This window comes from Shouchella patagoniensis, from assembly GCF_002019705.1.
GTDB classification, from domain to species: domain Bacteria; phylum Bacillota; class Bacilli; order Bacillales; family Bacillaceae_D; genus Shouchella; species Shouchella patagoniensis.
Genome location: NZ_KV917377.1, coordinates 323,484 through 339,989, shown reverse-complemented (window position 1 = coordinate 339,989; position 16,506 = coordinate 323,484). Strand labels below are relative to the sequence as shown.

Sequence of the window (16,506 nt, the reverse complement as noted above, 5' to 3'; positions counted from 1 at the left end):
CCCTTTCCTTTCTTTTCACACTTCCTTTCTATTAAACCACATTACATGCTTGCTTCAAAGTAACGTACATCTGAAACAGGAATAAACCACTCTAGCTGCCCAATCCAAGAACTTGACACTATCAATATTCCAACGACAGACACAAAATAAAGATCAGTTTTACCAAAACCTATATGATAAAAATGGCTTCTTTTTCCACTCGTTTTAAATTGTTTTGCCTCCATTGCAATCGCAATCCGTTGCGCTCTCCGGATTGCTTGCGCGAGCAACGGAATACTAAAAAAGATCAGTTTTTTGTAAAAACTGGATATACCTTTATCTTTATTGAGACCTCGAATTTCATATGCATATACTAACGTTTGAAATTCAGACACCATAATTGGCAGCATTCGAATAGATGCCATAAACGAATAAGCTAAATTGGTTGGAAATTTCAATTGTTGCATTAGTGAATAAAAAAGACGAACTGGCTTTGTGGTTAAAGCAAAAAGGAGTCCCAATACAGCGAAAACGGTTGCTCTCATACCTAAATGGATCCCTCTAAAAAAGCTTTCTTCAGTAATATGAATGATCCCATACTGAAACCAAGTTGTGTCGCCTTTTCCAAATAGCATCATTGCGCTCGATGAGGATACAAATAACAAGAGAAAAGGGGCACAATAAAGGAACAGGAATAGCAAAGGATGCCCCGAATAAAAAAATAGTAACAAAAAGGAAAAAACGACTATAAGCAGCAACGTGTTTGGGTTATGAATAAAGATGACAAGGATAAAGAAGCAGACCGTTATGATTAATTTCAAGCTAGGATTCACATCGCTAAGCCATGTTTCTTTCCACTCGTACGTCATCTTGTGTACCTCCCCGATATTTTGTTTCCAAGAGCACAGATTCTATTGTCCATTGTTGGGTTGAAAAATGACGTACGATTTCCATATCATGTGTCACCATAACAATCGTCCCACCGTTTAATCGAAAGTGTTCTAAGCAGTCGATTAATTGGAACGTATTTTTTGCATCTTGTCCAAAAGTCGGTTCGTCTAAGACAAGAACAGGCCTTGGATTCATAAAAGCGGTCGCGACACTCAATCTTCGTTTTTGTCCAATAGATAATTTATATGGATGAACATCCTTTTTATTTATCAATTGAAATTGGTCTAAAATCTCTAACGCTTTCTTCTCTCCTGTACTTTGTTCATGTCCAATTAACAATTCCTTTAGAGCACTGTCAGCTAAAAATTGGTGCTCAGGATTTTGAAACACAAATGCAATGTCACTCACAAGCGATTGTTTTTTCTGAACCTGTTTTCCATTTAACACATACGTACCTCTCGATTGTAATAAATTCATTAGGCCATACAGTAAAGTCGTTTTTCCGGCACCATTTTCTCCTGTGACGCATATCCAATCCTTTTCCCTCACAAGTGCACTCTTCACTTCTAATACATCTTTTTTTCTACGAGTCAGCTTCCAGTTACTTAATCGAATTGTTTCTGTTGTTCCACGTTCTCTATAGCGAAGTGTTCGTTTAGATAAAAATTGCTTCCAAGATTCAGGATGCCAGACACCATATTTATCTATTTCTTCCTTATGCTTTGCAAAAACGTCGCTCGGCTTGTTATCTGCAACGATTTCTCCGCAGTCATTAAACAAAACGATCCGATTAATAAAAGGAAGTACTTCAGAAATTTTATGTTCAACAATGACAACTGTTTGATTGGTGCAGATTTCGTTAATTGCCTTCCACATATCCGTTGTACCTTGAGGATCCAACAAAGCCGTTGGTTCATCTAAAAACAATGTATCTCCTTCGACGGCGAGCGCACAAGCAATTGCTAAGCGCTGTTTCATCCCTTGAGACAAAGATTGAATAAGAGTATGGCTTGCTAGCTTGTCTAATCCTACACGATTCAGAAGTGTAGAAATAATGCCGGACATTTCTTTCCTTTTAACACCAATATTCTCTAATACAAAGGCTAATTCTTCATCCACATAAGGCATACAAAATTGACTATCCGGATCTTGAAATACGATGCCATATTTTTTCGGAAGAACGAGTTCTTCTGCTTCCATTGGCAGTTGAATCGCTTGTGGTATTAACCCCGCCATCACCTGAAGCAGGGTAGATTTTCCAGAACCACTCGGACCTAAAAGAAGTACCTTGTCCCCTTTATTAATCTGAATGGAAAGATCTTCAAACAACAACTTCTCAGCCATTGGATAAGCGAGAGACAAACGATCAACTACAATTGCTGGATTCTCCTGTATCATCCGCTTCTCCCGTTCTTTTTCTTTAGTATCTCATAGTCCTTATCGTTTACTGGTCTCAATAAATCCGTAACTCCAGTCTTTTCAAGTGCCCTAACGATTGCTGTTGCAAAAAATCCAGCAATTAATATGGCTCCAATCGTACGGAAAACGATGCGCAAAACTAAGTTCCACGTACTTAAATCAGTTAAATACGCATTAAAATAATCAAGTCCAAGTGATGCAAATGAAGCAAAAACACCACCTAATCCTGCTACCAAAACATTATAAAAGCGGTATCTGAATAATGCGAATGCTAGTTCCATTCCAACCCCTTGTAACAAACCATAAAGAAGTAATAATGGTCCATAAGGGGACCCCGCAAAAAATTCTCCTGAAGCCGCGGCGGTTTCAGCTAGAAGTGCTATCCCAGGCTTACGAATTAATAGTGCAGCAATCGTTCCAGCAATAAACCACATTCCATAAATAAGTTGATCTACTTGAAGTCCTGGTAAACTCAAAACATCTGTTACGGTCGTCCATAATCTGTAAACAATGGCAAAGACCACTGCAATCATGACTGTTACAATAATATCCGTTAACGTTAATTTTTTTCTATTTTTCATTCTCGACTCCTTTTCCACTTAAGGGCATAAAAAAATCGCTCCACCTGAACGGATGGAACGACGAACTAAACGAAACCTATCAGTTGATAAGATTACATTAGTCACACCGCACTTCCCTTCGCTAGCATTATCTAGATCAGGTAAAGGGTTAAGGCAAAAAGCCTCTCTCAGCAAGACGCACCCCTAGTGGTTGTATATTTATTTAGTGAACGACCTTCATTGGGCCCCAAAGATGGGAGTTCCATTTCATTAGAACACAAATTGCTTCTCTTGACAATTACTAATTAGTCAAAAGAGCCAATTCTTTAAGTTGATGTAAATTAGTTACTTCTTCTGAAGGACGAATATCCGTATGATTAGTCATGCCTTTCCTATTAACCCAAACGGACTTAATTCCAGCAGCATTTGCTCCTGTAATGTCCGTATGCAGGTTGTCCCCGACCATTAAAACTTCTTCTTTTGGCAAATCAGCTAACCGGAGTGCCTCATTAAACAGCATTATATCTGGTTTCCCCTTACCGTAAGCGCCAGAAATAAGAATATGATCAAAATAAGGAACAAGTTGCGGCGTCATTTCTAATTTTGTATTTTGCAAATCCGGAGAACCATTCGTTAAAAGAAACAACTTATAAGACTGGTGTAATTCATCTAAAACTTCAAACGTCTCGTCATAGACAAACGGATGTTTGCGTCTTTCTAATGGAAACTGAACCGCTAAACTATTTGCTAAATCCGTATCATTAACTCCGATAGCTTCAAGACCTCTTGCCCATGCCGCTAACTGATAGGTTGGGGCAATATCACGCAATTCTTCGAACCCTTCCATATCATCACGAAATTGTCCCCATAAGCCTTCAAATGGATTAATACCGATTAATTTTGTAAATGGATAAGTTCCGTATGATTCGTACAAACATTTGGCTTCGTGCCGTACATTTGTTTCGAGTTCAATTGGATCAATCTCTTGTCTAATTGTTTGGGCATATCGGCAAGTCTCTTTAAATGCTTGATCAATACTTTTCTCATCCCATAATAATGTATCGTCTAAATCAAAGAAAACCGCTTTTATCATGTGGTCCTCCGTTTTCTCATTCGTAATCTTCATTCAAAATAATGGACCAGCCAAATGGATCTTCCCGCTTCCCAGTTTGGATGCCAGTTAATTCATCATAAAGTTTTTTTGCAATTTCACCAGTTTTGTAATCATTGACAGTCATTTGATGATCTTTCCAAAGTAACTCTCCAACTGGTGATATAACAGCAGCAGTACCTGTACCAAATACTTCCTCTAGCGTTCCACTCTTGCTTGCACTTAGTATTTCTTCCATCGAAATGCGACGTTCATGCACGGGCACATTCCAACTTTGAAGTAATTCAATTACACTCCTACGTGTAATCCCTTCTAAAATGCTGCCTGATAATTCTGGTGTATGAATTTCACCATTTATCTTAAAAAATACATTCATACTACCAACTTCTTCAATGTATTTCTTTTCCATACCATCTAACCATAGCACTTGTGCTTTTTGATGGCTTGTCGCTCTCTCTTGGGCTTTATAAGCTGCACAGTAATTTCCAGCTGTCTTTGCCATACCTGTGCCACCTTGAGCTGCTCTTGTATACTGATCTTCAACAAAAATACCTACCGGGTTGATACCTTCTTTATAATAAGCGCCAACCGGTGATAAAATAATCATAAATTTATATGATTGAGATGGGGCTACACTTAAATTCGATTGTGTAGAAATAATAAAAGGTCGGATGTACAAGGACGTTCCTGGTTTTGTTGGAATCCATTCCTTATCAATTCGAATTAATTCTTTTAAATAAGCAAATAATTGCGCCTCGTCGATAGGCGGAATGCTCAAGCGATCGCTTGATTGATTTAATCGTTTAAAATTTTCTTCTGGACGAAACAGTCGCACCGATCCATCTTCTTCAGAACGATAAGCCTTTAAACCTTCAAAAACAGTTTGTCCATAATGGAAAACCATTGATGCCGGGTCTAGCGTTAACGGCTGATAGGGAATGATACGTGGACTATACCAACCTTTCCCTTCCGCATAATCCATAATAAACATATGATCTGTGAAATATTTACCAAATTCTAATTGGTCTGCTTCGGGTTTTTGCTTTTCATGTGTACATTTCATAATTTCCAGCGTTTGAATAGTCATAAAAAAAGAGCGCTCCTTCAGTTTTTTCTCTTTATTTATACGATCTCCCCATAAAAACAGAAACCTTGTCCATACTGAACACTATAGGTTACTATCCCACAACTATATCATGAATTCATTTATTCAAACAGTTTTTTTGTATCCAATTTTATATGGCAACTTCTAAGTAAGTGGTAATAAATTAATTAATACGAGAGGGGTTAAAAACGTGGAGAGATATAATGAATTGCGAAAAGGGGAGTCTGGAGCTTGGTTGAGCATTTTCACTTATCTGTTTTTGGCAGCAATAAAGCTGACAATTGGCTATCAGTTTACGTCACAAGCATTAGTCGCAGATGGATTTAATAATGCTGCGGATATTATCGTTTCTGTTGCTGTACTAATTGGGTTGCGTATATCGCAAAAGCCACCTGATCATGACCATCCATACGGTCATTTCCGAGCAGAACATATAGCCGCCTTGTTAGCATCTTTTATTATGGCAGTAATAGGGCTCCAAGTTTTATTTGAAGCTGGAACATCGTTATTCAGCAGTTCTAATGTAGAACCACCTAATATCTTAACGGCTTGGGTCGCGGCTGGCGGTGCGATCATTATGTTTTTTGTTTATCGTTACAATAAAAAACTGGCCAAAAGAATAAACAGTCAGGCCTTGGAGGCTGCCGCTCAAGATAATAAAAATGATGCGCTTGTGAGCGTTGGTGTTGTCATTGGGATTATCGGTTCTCATTTGCACCTAGGGTGGATTGATTCGCTCACAGCTTTTCTAATAGGCTTAATTATTTGCTACACCGCGTGGACCATTTTTAAAGACACCACCCATTCACTGACCGATGGTTTCAATGAAACGGCGCTACTGCCCTTTAAGCGGACCATTGAAAAACTTGACCAGGTTCAAAAAGTAAGATTATTTAAAGCGCGTCAAGTTGGAAGCTCAATTTATGCAGATGTCACTATAGAAGTTCATCCCCATTTAACAGTCGAAACAAGCCACCATATTGCAGATCAAATCGAACAAAAGCTACGAAACGATCATGATATTGTTCATACAACGGTTCATATAGAGCCCCAAAAACCAAAAAAAGAGTAAAAAAGCGAAATGATGTTTCGCTTTTTTACTCTATGTCTTTATTCGATTACAGTTACCGTTACTTGTCTTCTTCCAAAAGCATACGCTTCATCTTTTGTTTGCACAAACAGATCAATCTTGTGGCCTTTTATTGCTCCTCCTGTATCACCGGCAATTGCTTCTCCATAGCCTTCTACATAAACACGACTGCCTAAAGGAATGACCGCAGGATCGACTGCCACGACTTTCTGGTTCGGATTTGCTCGTAAATCAATCCCTGTACGCGTTACTCCAGAACATCCATTACAATAGGCAGTATATGCAGTGGCTTCCATCTGCATCGTTTTCCCTTCTTGAACTTGAACAGATTCACTTGCTTCTGAAGCACTTGCTTCTACTGAATTGTCTTCTGTCTCAATACTTTGAGATGGATTTGACGTCTCTTCTTCGTTATTCTCTACTTGTGCAGTCTCATCCAAATTTTCTTGTTTTTCTTCTTCATTTTTTTGGGAAGAATTTGGGTTGGTTAAGGGTTCTTGTTTCGCTCGTGCTTGATCATAATAGATGTATTTATGCGTTTGTGGCCCTGCAATTCCATCTACCATTAATTGGTGTTCTTGCTGAAAAGACACAACAGCTGCCGTTGTTAGTGGTCCATAAATTCCATCAATAGTTGAATGATAGTAGTTTAAATCAGAGAGTTTTCTCTGAAGCTCATAAACGAGAACTCCTTCACTACCTTCTTGTAACATTTTTAACGCACCAATCGTTTGTTTACCAGCTACGCCATCAGTTGATAAACCGTGGTCTTTTTGATATTGGCTGACCGCTTCGATTGTGCTTCCATCTATAATATCAGTTAATTGCTCATCGTCTAAATAACCAAGTTTAGCTAATTCTGTTTGCAACCATTCTACACGCTCTCCTTCATCGCCTTTATGTAATTGTTCAAACGATTGACCCTCCACCAAGTTTGGGGCTAACAGGATGAACATTAAACACATTCCAATGGTTGTAATGATTAATTTTAGTTTCATTTCGATGCACTCCTTACCTTTTTTGGGTTCAAAACGATCAGACTGGCGGTGGCGTGTAATCATGTAAGTTAATCGACTCATAGTGGCGCCTCCCTTTCTAGTAACCTGCTAATATACCTACTCATTCGTGTCCTACAATAAAACAAGTTACATACTATTTAATGTTTTTGTAATCTTTTTGTAACAATGCAAAATAAAAAAGACACGCAAGAGCGTGTCTTTTTTAGTCCGTAGCTATTAGTTTAAAACCGTTACTTTAACCGTTTTTCGGCCGAAATTCTGTGCATCACTTTTTGATTGCATGTAAAGATCTATTTTTTGACCGTTAATAGCACCACCCGTATCACCAGCGATTGCTTCTCCATAACCCTCTACATAAACTTTCGTTCCAAGTGGAATAACATTCGGATCAACTGCAACCACTTTCTGGTTTGGGTTTGCGTTTAAATCAATTCCAGTCGCAGTTACACCCGAGCATCCATTACAATTCGCCGTATAAGCTGTTGCTTCCATTTGATATGTAAGGGAGTCATCTTCTTTGTCCACTTCTTTTTTAGGTGATTCTACTTGATTCTGACTTGTTTCTTCAGTTTCTTTTTTCTCTTCAACTGGTTGCGTCTTTTCTTCAACTACTCCTTTTGTTTCTACTTCAGTTTTTTCATGTTTCTCTTCATTATTTTTTTCCACAGGGTGCTCTTTTTCTTCCTGCTCTATTGCTAACGCCGCTTTTTTCTGTTGTTCTTTTTTATAAACGGTAGAGTTATTATAGTAAAGTTTACTATATGTAGCTGGATTTGCGATTCCATTTACTTCTAAGTCATTTTGCTCTTGGAATTGTTTAACAGCTTTTTCTGTCAATGGACCGTATAGCCCGTCCAAGTCGCCATTATAATAATTAAAATCACTTAATCTACTCTGCAACTCTTCAACAAACTCTCCTTCATCACCAGCTTCTAGATGACTAAGTGCACCAAATGTTTGCAAACCAGCTATGCCATCGACTAGTAGATTTTGAGAACCTTGAAACTCTTTTACCGCCTCTGAAGTCGTTGCTTTATACTCTCCAGTTAGGTCTTCTTTATTTAATAGGCCATTGTCTACTAACAACTGTTGCAATTGCTCTACCTCTTCTCCGCTAGCTCCTTCTTGAAGTGGAGATTCAATGGCAGCATCTGCTGATGACGGAGTAATGAAAAAGATAAATCCTGCAGTTAGAACAGGAATTGTAATCGAACGCAGTACATTCACTGGAATATGTTTTTTCAACATAAACCCCTCCTTCGAATCTTTCTGATTTGGATATTACCAGCCTTTGAAGCGCGGTACAATCGCAATTCACCTTTCTTAACGCTTTAGACATCGAACTGTAACAATCGTTACGGCTCAGTCATATTATCACAGTATAATGAATAGACAAACAATTAAATTTTGGTATTTATTCATATTTTCACATTATTCATCACCTATAAATACGGGTTGTCCTAGATTTTCAACGCAAACGGTCTTTCATTGGCATGATTCTACATTTTCATATACATTTTCGCTTCTTTCAGCATGGTTTGCAATTACAAATGAAATCTAATTGTCATATAACACTTACTTTAGCCTTTTGCATAGCCTAATGTATATGCAGAGAAAGTGAGTTGATAATAATGAAATATACAGACATGCTAGCTGAATTCGGTATTGGCAGTGCCCATCCAGGCGGTTTTTCGAAAACAAAACAAATGCTAATGGACATCGATATACAAGAAACAATGACGGTAATGGAATGTGGGTGTGGCACGGGTCAAACAGCAGCTTATCTACAGCAACTATATGATTGTCGTGTAATTGCTATCGAAGCCCACCCCGTTATGGCTGCAAAAGCAAAACAGCGCTTTGAGCAAAATCAGTTACCAATTGTTCTTTTGCAAGAAAAAATCGAGTCCATGCCTCTTGGAAATGAAAGTGTTGATGTAGCAGTTGCTGAATCTGTCTTATCATTTTGTCAGCTTGATCAAGCCGTTAGCGAAATCTTTCGGGTTATGAAACAAGGAAGCCTTATGTATGCAAATGAACTCATTTGCACAGAATCTTTAATGCCAGAAGAAAAAAAACAACTCTCTTCCATTTATGGTTTCACTTCATTGTTTACTGAATCTGAGTGGAAAAAAACATTACTTGCGCTTGGTTTTTCATCAGTTGAGGTTTCCGGTAAGGTAAGTGCTTCGCAATTGCAGCATGACGACAGTGATAAAGGAAACGATATGATGCCATCTAAAACAATCTCACCATCAAGCTTTGCAACACTTCAATCTCATCAACAAACAATGAATGTTTTCGGAGATAAAATCGGTCACGCTCTCATAATAGCAACAAAATAAAAGGAAAAAATGAAGCTACTTGAACGAAATCGCTTTCATATGGTATGTTCATAAAGATTTATAAGTACATCGGCCTTTGTGTGAAAGACTACTGATTTTCCTAACTCATAAAGGCCTTGTTTCGATTTAGATCTAAACCACATGATTATCAGATGTTTCAGTTAGAAAGGAAGAAGAGAATGACAAAGCAAAATATTGGCGTTGTTGGTGTTGGGGTTATGGGTCGTAGTTTGGCTCTAAACTTTGAAAGTAAAGGATTTTCTGTGTCTCTTTATGATGTTTCCAAAGAGCGTATTAATCAGATTATCTCTTTAGAAAAAAAAGAACGTTTAGTCGGTACATATTCATTAGAAGAATTTGTCGCCTCACTAGAAAAACCACGTAAAATAATGCTGATGGTCCAAGCTGGTTCGGTAACAGACCAGGTAATCGATTCACTTATCCCTTTACTGGATGAAAAAGATATTCTCATTGATGGTGGTAATACTTACTATACAGATACAGTCCGCCGCTCTCAATTAGTAGAACAGCACGGAATTCACTTTATAGGCACTGGTGTATCAGGGGGAGAAGAAGGGGCATTAAAAGGACCTTCTATCATGCCTGGCGGTCAAAAAGAAGCATACGAATTAGTTAAACCCATCTTCGAAAAAATTGCCGCCCAAGTTAATGGTGAACCTTGTACAACATACATTGGTCCTGACGGCTCGGGTCATTATGTAAAAATGGTGCATAATGGTATTGAATATGGTGACATGCAATTAATTTGCGAAGCTTATTCTTTACTTAAAGATGTGCTTGGACTTGATGCAAAACAACTTCATAGCGTGTTTAAGGAATGGAATGAAGGAGAACTTGATAGTTATTTGATTGAGATCACAGCTGATATCTTCACCAAAATCGATGAAGAAACAGGAGAACCGCTTGTTGACCTGATTCTTGATACGGCTGGACAAAAAGGCACTGGAAAATGGACAAGCAAAAGCTCACTCGACCTAGGTGTTCCTTTGCCTGTTATTACGGAATCCGTATTTGCCCGTTTTCTTTCTGCCATGAAAAAAGAACGTGTAAAAGCAAGTAAGATCTTATCAGGACCAAGTCAAACCAAATTTACTGACGATAAAGATGCCTTCATTGAAGAAATCCGGAAAGCACTTTATTTCAGTAAGGTTCTTTCTTACGCACAAGGCTTTGCTCAGTTAAAAGCAATGTCAGAAGAACATCAATGGGATTTACAGTACGGAGAAATTGCGAAAATTTTCCGTGGTGGATGCATCATCCGTGCTGCATTTCTACAGAACATTACAGATGCTTTTTCTAAAGATGCCGAACTCCCGAACTTGCTTTTAGATCCATACTTTGAAAAGATTGCTAAAGAGTACCAACAATCCCTTCGTAAAGTACTTTCAATGGCGATCTCTCACGGCATTCCTGTTCCAGGTTTCGCAAGCGCCATTTCTTATTATGATAGCTATCGGAGCGAGCGTTTACCAGCCAATCTTCTTCAAGCGCAACGTGATTATTTTGGAGCTCATACGTACAAGCGAATTGATAAAGAAGGTATTTTTCACACAAATTGGATTTAATAAAACAAAACAAGCTTTCATGCATGTGCATGAAAGCTTGTTTTTTATTACATATTCTCAACTGGCCACCATGAATTACCATCCGCTTCTAACAACTGATCTGCTTCTTTTGGACCCATAGATCCTGCCTCGTAGCTAGCAAGAACTTTATCACTCTTCTCCCAAGCATTTGATATTGCATCTACGAGTGACCAAGACAAACTTACCTCATCCCAGTGAGCAAAGTTTGTCGCGTCTCCCATCATGCAGTCGAACAACAATCTTTCATATGCTTCCGGTGTGTTGACTCGGTCCTCACTATCATGACGATACTCCAGATGAACAGGAGTCGTATCTGCTGAACCAATTCTTTTTCCGTTTAATACAATTGTAATGCCTTCATCTGGCTGAATATGGATAATTAATAAATTCGGTCCAGTTTGTTTTTCTTCTTTTCTGTACAAGTTTAGAGGAAGTTCTTTAAACTCAACAACAATCTTAGTGGACTTTACTGCCATACGCTTGCCAGTACGAATGTAAAACGGCACGCCTGCCCAGACATGATTATCAATCATTAATCTAGCCGCCACGTACGTTTCAGTATGTGAAGTCTCACTCACATTTTCTTCCTGCAAATATCCTTTGACTCGCTCCCCATTCATCGTTCCTTCAGAATACTGGGCTCGGACAACATTTTTAGAGATCGTTTCTCCCATTACAGGACGCAAAGCTCGAAGCACTTTAATCTTCTCACTTCGGATATCATCTGTAGATAGTTGTAGTGGTACATCCATCGCAAGCAGCGAAACCATTTGTAGCATATGATTTTGAACCATATCTCGCAATGCGCCTGACTTTTCATAATAACTACCGCGACCTTCTACACCCAATTGTTCACTTGAAGTCACTTGGATGTTGGCGATATTACGATTATTCCACAAAGGTCCGAAAATACCATTTGCAAAACGGATCACTTGGATATTTTGGACCATTTCTTTCCCTAAATAATGATCAATTCGATAGATCTCATCCTCCGAAAAAGCTTTCCGGATTTCTTCATTTAACTGAATGGCAGACTTTAAATCGGTCCCAAAAGGCTTTTCGATAACAAGTCTAGACCACCCTTTTGTTTCTTTTAACCCTTCATTATTTATTGATTGAGCAATTAACCCAAAAAATTCCGGCGCCATTGCCATATAGAAAATACGATTTCCTGGAATTTGAAAGGTTTCATCCAATATCGCTAACTGATCTCCTAATTGTTGATAGGACTCCCGATTCGTAACATCAAATGGCATATATGAAAAATGGTTCAAAAAAGATTCTGCCTCTGAAGCAGCATCTTGTCCATGTTCAGTTACAATCGATTCTTTCACTACATCCCTTAGCGTTTCATTATCCCAATTTCTTCGACCTAAACCTAAAACCGCAAACTTATCTGTTAAATTCCCCTTGCGATACAAGTTATAAATCGAAGGAAATAACTTGCGTTTCGCTAAATCACCAGTTGAACCAAAAATCACAAAAACGGTTTCCGCTTGCTCAGTATTCATTAATCCAAAACCTCTTTTCATCATACAAACTACTACAATTGTTTTTATTTCATTTGACCTTATTTAGTATACCTAAAATTGATCATGAATGATGCATATTTGCTTAAAATGAATCGTTGAAAGTGACTTTTCTTATTATACCTCTGTTTTCATAAAGATGCATAATCTCATAACTGCGTTTTGCCATTTTTTGCTTATGTGTTTTGCTTTGCATATTCGGCGTAATGTGGTATTGTTAGATAGCCTTAATAATATTCCTTTTAGAGACATTCTGCCTTTCCCAGCAGAATGTTTTTTTTGTCGTTTCTTAGATTTAGCGTACATACTTACCAAGAAAACTTCTCATTTTCTCTTCATACAAATCGCGAGATAGAGAAAAGGACATTCCGTGTTCAGCTCCAGGAATAACTAGTAATTCGTTCATATTTTTTCCAGCTTGATGCAATTGGTAAACCATGTTAAATGGAACAAACGTATCTTCTTCACCATGTATCAATAAAATAGGCACGGTTGAATGTTTAACTTGTTTAATCGCCGATGCTTCATAAAATGAATTGCCACTTCTAATCTTAGTATACAAGCTAGCTAAAGGTAAAAAAGGGAATGCTGGTAACTGATAAAGCTCCTTTAACTGATGCTTCAATACATCTGCTGCAGACGTATATGCACAATCAGAAATAATGGCTTTCACCTGTTTTGGTAAAGATTCGCCACTCGTCATTAAAACAGTTGCTCCACCCATAGATATACCGTGAAGTACAATTGATGCTTGTCTTCCAAATTGTACAAGTAAAAAATGAATCCATTTTACATAATCATGACGTTCATGCCAACCAAAGCCAATATAATCCACATCACTTTTTCCGTGTCCTCTTGCATCTGGAATCAATACATTATAATTCAGTTTTTCTGCATATAATCGGGCAAATCCAAGCATCTCTTTACCTTCACCTGTGTATCCATGGGCCAAAATCACACACTTCAATGTTTCGAGTCTAGCTGGAATATAAAGTGCATGTAATTTCAATCCATCCTCAGAATTTAAAGCCACATGCTTTGTTTCTTGCTGTGATAACCATTCTATTCTAATTCTTCCTCTTGTTCTTCATTTGTTTTTAGAAGTTCTGGTAAGTCAGAACTCCTTTCTAGAATTGCTTTTTCTGTCGTTCGTTTGACTGCCGTTCGATAAAAATACTCTGTTGCGCCAACTAGGACTCCTGTCATAAATAATCCACTGGCCAACATCCAAGAAAATCGTGTCTGCTTTTCCACGCTCATACCTCTTCCCTTCTGTACTACTTTTAAATAGTGTACGTTATATTTCCTTTTTGTCTAGGGTTAAAATTTCTGTGAATTACATTACGGTAAGTGAAATTTAATTAAATGTGTGATTTAACTAGATGTTTTGTCTACCCTTTCTTCCATGTAGATGAATAAGCTATATTATTCCGAACTAAAGGTGGTGGATAATATGTCTCATGATAAAGAAAATCATTGTGATTGTTACCGTTTTTTTAGACCATGCCCTCCATTCCCTTTTCCTGTCTCACGAGGTGATGGTTGCCAACCGTTAGCAACAGTCATTCTAACAGTTCTCTCGCTTCCAGCAAACACAATCGTTACATTGACTGTCAATGCCAACACGTATACAGGAACATTTATTGGACTTGATGTAGCAACTGGAACTATTGTATTCGTAGACGCAGGAACTGGAGCTACACTGCGTTTTCCTACAACATCAATCTGTTCAATTATACCGGTTTAAACGCTCATGCTGGTCTTTGACCAGCATGCTTTTGTTTTGTTTTTTCCATTCAACCATTCTTATCATAAATTTTCATTCTCCTGAATACCTTCTTTAAAAGGAGTTGATAGGGATGTACGGAAATGGAGATTGGGTTGTCTATAAAGCAGGCCGAACAAGTATACTAGGTTGGATTAGTGAAACTCGAGTGGTTGCATCCGATTCTTCTAATGCACCTATCAAAACAATGTATCAATTTTATACAAAACAACGTGTCTTAAATGGAAAACAACCCTTACTTGCCAACGAGGAAGATCTGCAATTAAGCAAAGCCAAATTAAAGGCAACAGATATTCGAGCTCTCCAAGAAATCGCCCTCTTGACCAAGGACAAGCAATGGTTTTTGGAATTAAGTAATCAACTTACCCATGCATTCTAAAAAAAGACGGTCTGCACCGTCTTTTTTCATTTTTAATATCCCTATATAATCGCCCACCTTTTTCAAGTATACTAAGAGTAAATTGACGAAGAGACTGAAAAGGAGAGAAAGTCAAGATGAACCCTATTACATCCATTTCAGAATTAGAGAAAGCATTTCATATAAGAGAAGTTGTATTTGTCCAAGAACAACAGTGCCCGATTGAAGATGAATTTGACGAATATGACCATTTAGACGCAGCGTGTTTTCATATACTCGCTTATCAAGAAGGACAGCCAGCTGGAACTGGCCGTGTTCGATTCAAAGAAAAAACGGCAAAACTAGAACGCATTTGCATACTTAAACAGTTTAGAGGCAAAGGTATTGGGAAAGATATTGTGCGGACACTAGAAGACATTGCTCATAAACAACATGCTTCAGAAGTAGTTTTACACGGGCAAGAACATGCAGAAGGTTTTTATCATTCTTTAGGTTATAAAACAGCTTCGGATTTATTTATGGAAGATGGTATTCCACATTTATTAATGAAAAAATCGTTCTAATAAATAGGTGGTCGAGCACTTCATTAGCTCAACCACTTTTATTTAATTTAGTCTCTTTATCTGGATATTTGTTAATCGAATGACGATGCGTCTTGATGGATTCCCACGGATGTAATCCAAATCATAAACGATTTCTGCAATCGCTCCAAGAAAAGATAAATCTTTACTTATACGTAAATGGACTTTATTGACTGTTGCGACATAAGATAAAAACGTTTCTGCTTCCGCCCCATTTAGTTGATGCAACACTTCTTGACTGTCAATATCAATAAACTCGACGTTCAAAGCACCACCGCCCTATTCTCAACATCATCTTACCTCTATCCTATGAAGCCTAATACCGATCCATACGACCAAAAATGAAAGAAACTCACAAAAAATGTCTGTGAGTAACACGTAACACCTTCCTTAAATGAATAGTCAAAATTGACAAACTTATTCGGAGGATTTATTTAAAAGAAAGAACGTGAACTTAGCGCAATATCATTACAAATATTGGCGACATAAATAACTGCTACCTCTATTCAATAATGGGTTAACCAGCAAAATTTGCTATTTTATATAAATCCTTTAATTTTCTTCTTTTTGAACCATTTCTTTTAACTCTCCACGCTCATTCATCCATTTTAAATAAACATGATCGTCACATATCTCATCGAATTGGATTTGTGGCACGGATTGAGCCTCATCATTTGACCACTGAACCCGGCAATAACAATTAAATGTTTCTTTTTGTTCAACATGTTTATATAAATAAAGATTAACGACATCGTTATCCTCTCGTACATTCTCTAAAAGAATTGATACTAGTTTTTTTACATCTTCTTCACTTAGTTCCTCTGTTACAAACTTAACACTCACTCTCTTTGTTGACCCAACTGTTGATTTCTCTACCTCCGAAAACATATTCCCTCTATTCATATCGTCACCTCTTTTTATGCTTAAACGACTCACATTATTCAGGGTCCTATTATTTCGATCCTCTTCTTCCTTTAAATACCCATTATCCATCATTCTAAGCAGTGATGAATTCATTCGTTCATAATCGTTCTAAGTGACAGTCAGCACATCGTTATTCCATTCCGTTATTTCCAACGATTGGTTTCACTAATATAAAGGAACCCTGATGTTCACCTACACTCCT

At 37.8% G+C, this 16,506-nt stretch carries 18 protein-coding genes and 1 riboswitch; of the genes, 6 read left to right on the top strand and 12 right to left on the bottom strand.

Annotation, left to right across the window (positions count from 1 at the left end; genetic code table 11):
* Positions 1-41 precede the first annotated feature (41 nt).
* From BK584_RS01930 to BK584_RS01910, 5 genes are all read right to left on the bottom strand, one after another.
* The gene (locus BK584_RS01930) at positions 42-848 is read right to left on the bottom strand and encodes an energy-coupling factor transporter transmembrane component T family protein (protein WP_078391023.1); all 807 of its coding nucleotides are present in this window, start codon (positions 846-848) and stop codon (positions 42-44) included.
* Positions 817-2,268, bottom strand: a complete 1,452-nt coding sequence (locus BK584_RS01925; RefSeq protein ID WP_078391022.1) for an ABC transporter ATP-binding protein — start codon at positions 2,266-2,268, stop codon at positions 817-819. The genes BK584_RS01930 and BK584_RS01925 overlap by 32 nt, the downstream gene beginning before the upstream one ends.
* Positions 2,265-2,870: an ECF transporter S component gene (locus tag BK584_RS01920; RefSeq protein WP_078391021.1), complete on the bottom strand. Its 606-nt coding sequence runs from the start codon at positions 2,868-2,870 to the stop codon at positions 2,265-2,267. The genes BK584_RS01925 and BK584_RS01920 overlap by 4 nt, the downstream gene beginning before the upstream one ends.
* A gap of 96 nt (positions 2,871-2,966) precedes the next feature.
* Positions 2,967-3,065: riboswitch (TPP riboswitch) on the bottom strand.
* Between the two features lie 85 nt (positions 3,066-3,150).
* On the bottom strand, positions 3,151-3,942 hold the full coding sequence (locus BK584_RS01915; protein WP_078395346.1) for an HAD family hydrolase: 792 nt from the start codon (positions 3,940-3,942) through the stop codon (positions 3,151-3,153).
* 16 nt (positions 3,943-3,958) lie between these two features.
* Positions 3,959-5,047 carry a branched-chain amino acid aminotransferase gene (locus BK584_RS01910; RefSeq protein WP_078391020.1) on the bottom strand — a complete coding sequence of 363 codons (1,089 nt, stop codon included), beginning with the start codon at positions 5,045-5,047 and terminating at the stop codon, positions 3,959-3,961.
* A 208-nt stretch (positions 5,048-5,255) separates the two neighbouring features.
* On the opposite strand from BK584_RS01910, the gene BK584_RS01905 reads away from it, so the two are divergent.
* A complete protein-coding gene (locus BK584_RS01905; RefSeq protein WP_078391019.1) occupies positions 5,256-6,137 on the top strand; it encodes a cation diffusion facilitator family transporter in 882 nt (293 codons plus the stop codon).
* 38 nt (positions 6,138-6,175) lie between these two features.
* On the opposite strand, the gene BK584_RS25300 is transcribed toward BK584_RS01905, so the two are convergent.
* The gene (locus BK584_RS25300) at positions 6,176-7,234 is read right to left on the bottom strand and encodes a peptidoglycan-binding protein (RefSeq protein WP_139365594.1); all 1,059 of its coding nucleotides are present in this window, start codon (positions 7,232-7,234) and stop codon (positions 6,176-6,178) included.
* A gap of 156 nt (positions 7,235-7,390) precedes the next feature.
* Positions 7,391-8,419 carry a peptidoglycan-binding protein gene (locus tag BK584_RS01895; RefSeq protein WP_245808968.1) on the bottom strand — a complete coding sequence of 343 codons (1,029 nt, stop codon included), beginning with the start codon at positions 8,417-8,419 and terminating at the stop codon, positions 7,391-7,393.
* A gap of 386 nt (positions 8,420-8,805) precedes the next feature.
* Here BK584_RS01895 and BK584_RS01890 point away from each other — a divergent pair, with 386 nt between their 5' ends.
* Both BK584_RS01890 and gnd read left to right on the top strand, forming a co-directional pair.
* The gene (locus BK584_RS01890) at positions 8,806-9,519 is read left to right on the top strand and encodes a class I SAM-dependent methyltransferase (protein WP_078391017.1); all 714 of its coding nucleotides are present in this window, start codon (positions 8,806-8,808) and stop codon (positions 9,517-9,519) included.
* Positions 9,520-9,698: 179 nt separating this feature from the next.
* Positions 9,699-11,105, top strand: a complete 1,407-nt coding sequence (gene gnd, locus BK584_RS01885) for an NADP-dependent phosphogluconate dehydrogenase (RefSeq protein WP_078391016.1) — start codon at positions 9,699-9,701, stop codon at positions 11,103-11,105.
* Positions 11,106-11,152: 47 nt separating this feature from the next.
* Here the strand turns inward: gnd and zwf are convergent, their stop codons facing one another.
* The 3 genes from zwf to BK584_RS01870 all read right to left on the bottom strand — a co-directional run bounded on the left by zwf (position 11,153) and on the right by BK584_RS01870 (position 13,909).
* Positions 11,153-12,637, bottom strand: a complete 1,485-nt coding sequence (gene zwf, locus BK584_RS01880; protein WP_078391015.1) for a glucose-6-phosphate dehydrogenase — start codon at positions 12,635-12,637, stop codon at positions 11,153-11,155.
* A 313-nt stretch (positions 12,638-12,950) separates the two neighbouring features.
* Positions 12,951-13,664, bottom strand: a complete 714-nt coding sequence (locus tag BK584_RS01875) for an alpha/beta hydrolase (RefSeq protein ID WP_139365593.1) — start codon at positions 13,662-13,664, stop codon at positions 12,951-12,953.
* A 53-nt stretch (positions 13,665-13,717) separates the two neighbouring features.
* A complete protein-coding gene (locus BK584_RS01870; protein ID WP_078391013.1) occupies positions 13,718-13,909 on the bottom strand; it encodes a hypothetical protein in 192 nt (63 codons plus the stop codon).
* A 199-nt stretch (positions 13,910-14,108) separates the two neighbouring features.
* On the opposite strand from BK584_RS01870, the gene BK584_RS01865 reads away from it, so the two are divergent.
* The 3 genes from BK584_RS01865 (at position 14,109) to BK584_RS01855 (ending at position 15,362) form a co-directional block, all read left to right on the top strand.
* Complete coding sequence (locus BK584_RS01865; RefSeq protein ID WP_078391012.1) at positions 14,109-14,402, top strand: hypothetical protein; 294 nt, start codon at positions 14,109-14,111, stop codon at positions 14,400-14,402.
* Positions 14,403-14,514: 112 nt separating this feature from the next.
* On the top strand, positions 14,515-14,820 hold the full coding sequence (locus BK584_RS01860) for a hypothetical protein (RefSeq protein WP_078391011.1): 306 nt from the start codon (positions 14,515-14,517) through the stop codon (positions 14,818-14,820).
* Between the two features lie 116 nt (positions 14,821-14,936).
* Positions 14,937-15,362, top strand: coding sequence for a GNAT family N-acetyltransferase (locus tag BK584_RS01855; protein ID WP_078391010.1), 426 nt, complete (start codon positions 14,937-14,939; stop codon positions 15,360-15,362).
* Between the two features lie 42 nt (positions 15,363-15,404).
* On the opposite strand, the gene BK584_RS01850 is transcribed toward BK584_RS01855, so the two are convergent.
* Together BK584_RS01850 and BK584_RS01845 are read right to left on the bottom strand one after the other, a co-directional pair.
* Positions 15,405-15,647: a hypothetical protein gene (locus BK584_RS01850; RefSeq protein WP_078391009.1), complete on the bottom strand. Its 243-nt coding sequence runs from the start codon at positions 15,645-15,647 to the stop codon at positions 15,405-15,407.
* A gap of 285 nt (positions 15,648-15,932) precedes the next feature.
* Positions 15,933-16,283, bottom strand: coding sequence for a hypothetical protein (locus BK584_RS01845; protein ID WP_078391008.1), 351 nt, complete (start codon positions 16,281-16,283; stop codon positions 15,933-15,935).
* Positions 16,284-16,506 lie beyond the last annotated feature (223 nt).

Coding starts and splice junctions, on each gene's coding strand:
- BK584_RS01930 (WP_078391023.1), bottom strand. CDS start 848: ATGACGTACGAGTGGAAAGAAACATGGCTTAGCGATGTGAATCCTAGC.
- BK584_RS01925 (WP_078391022.1), bottom strand. CDS start 2,268: ATGATACAGGAGAATCCAGCAATTGTAGTTGATCGTTTGTCTCTCGCT.
- BK584_RS01920 (WP_078391021.1), bottom strand. CDS start 2,870: ATGAAAAATAGAAAAAAATTAACGTTAACGGATATTATTGTAACAGTC.
- BK584_RS01915 (WP_078395346.1), bottom strand. CDS start 3,942: ATGATAAAAGCGGTTTTCTTTGATTTAGACGATACATTATTATGGGAT.
- BK584_RS01910 (WP_078391020.1), bottom strand. CDS start 5,047: ATGACTATTCAAACGCTGGAAATTATGAAATGTACACATGAAAAGCAA.
- BK584_RS25300 (WP_139365594.1), bottom strand. CDS start 7,234: ATGAGTCGATTAACTTACATGATTACACGCCACCGCCAGTCTGATCGT.
- BK584_RS01890 (WP_078391017.1), top strand. CDS start 8,806: ATGAAATATACAGACATGCTAGCTGAATTCGGTATTGGCAGTGCCCAT.
- gnd (WP_078391016.1), top strand. CDS start 9,699: ATGACAAAGCAAAATATTGGCGTTGTTGGTGTTGGGGTTATGGGTCGT.
- zwf (WP_078391015.1), bottom strand. CDS start 12,637: ATGAATACTGAGCAAGCGGAAACCGTTTTTGTGATTTTTGGTTCAACT.
- BK584_RS01865 (WP_078391012.1), top strand. CDS start 14,109: ATGTCTCATGATAAAGAAAATCATTGTGATTGTTACCGTTTTTTTAGA.
- BK584_RS01860 (WP_078391011.1), top strand. CDS start 14,515: ATGTACGGAAATGGAGATTGGGTTGTCTATAAAGCAGGCCGAACAAGT.
- BK584_RS01855 (WP_078391010.1), top strand. CDS start 14,937: ATGAACCCTATTACATCCATTTCAGAATTAGAGAAAGCATTTCATATA.
- BK584_RS01845 (WP_078391008.1), bottom strand. CDS start 16,283: ATGAATAGAGGGAATATGTTTTCGGAGGTAGAGAAATCAACAGTTGGG.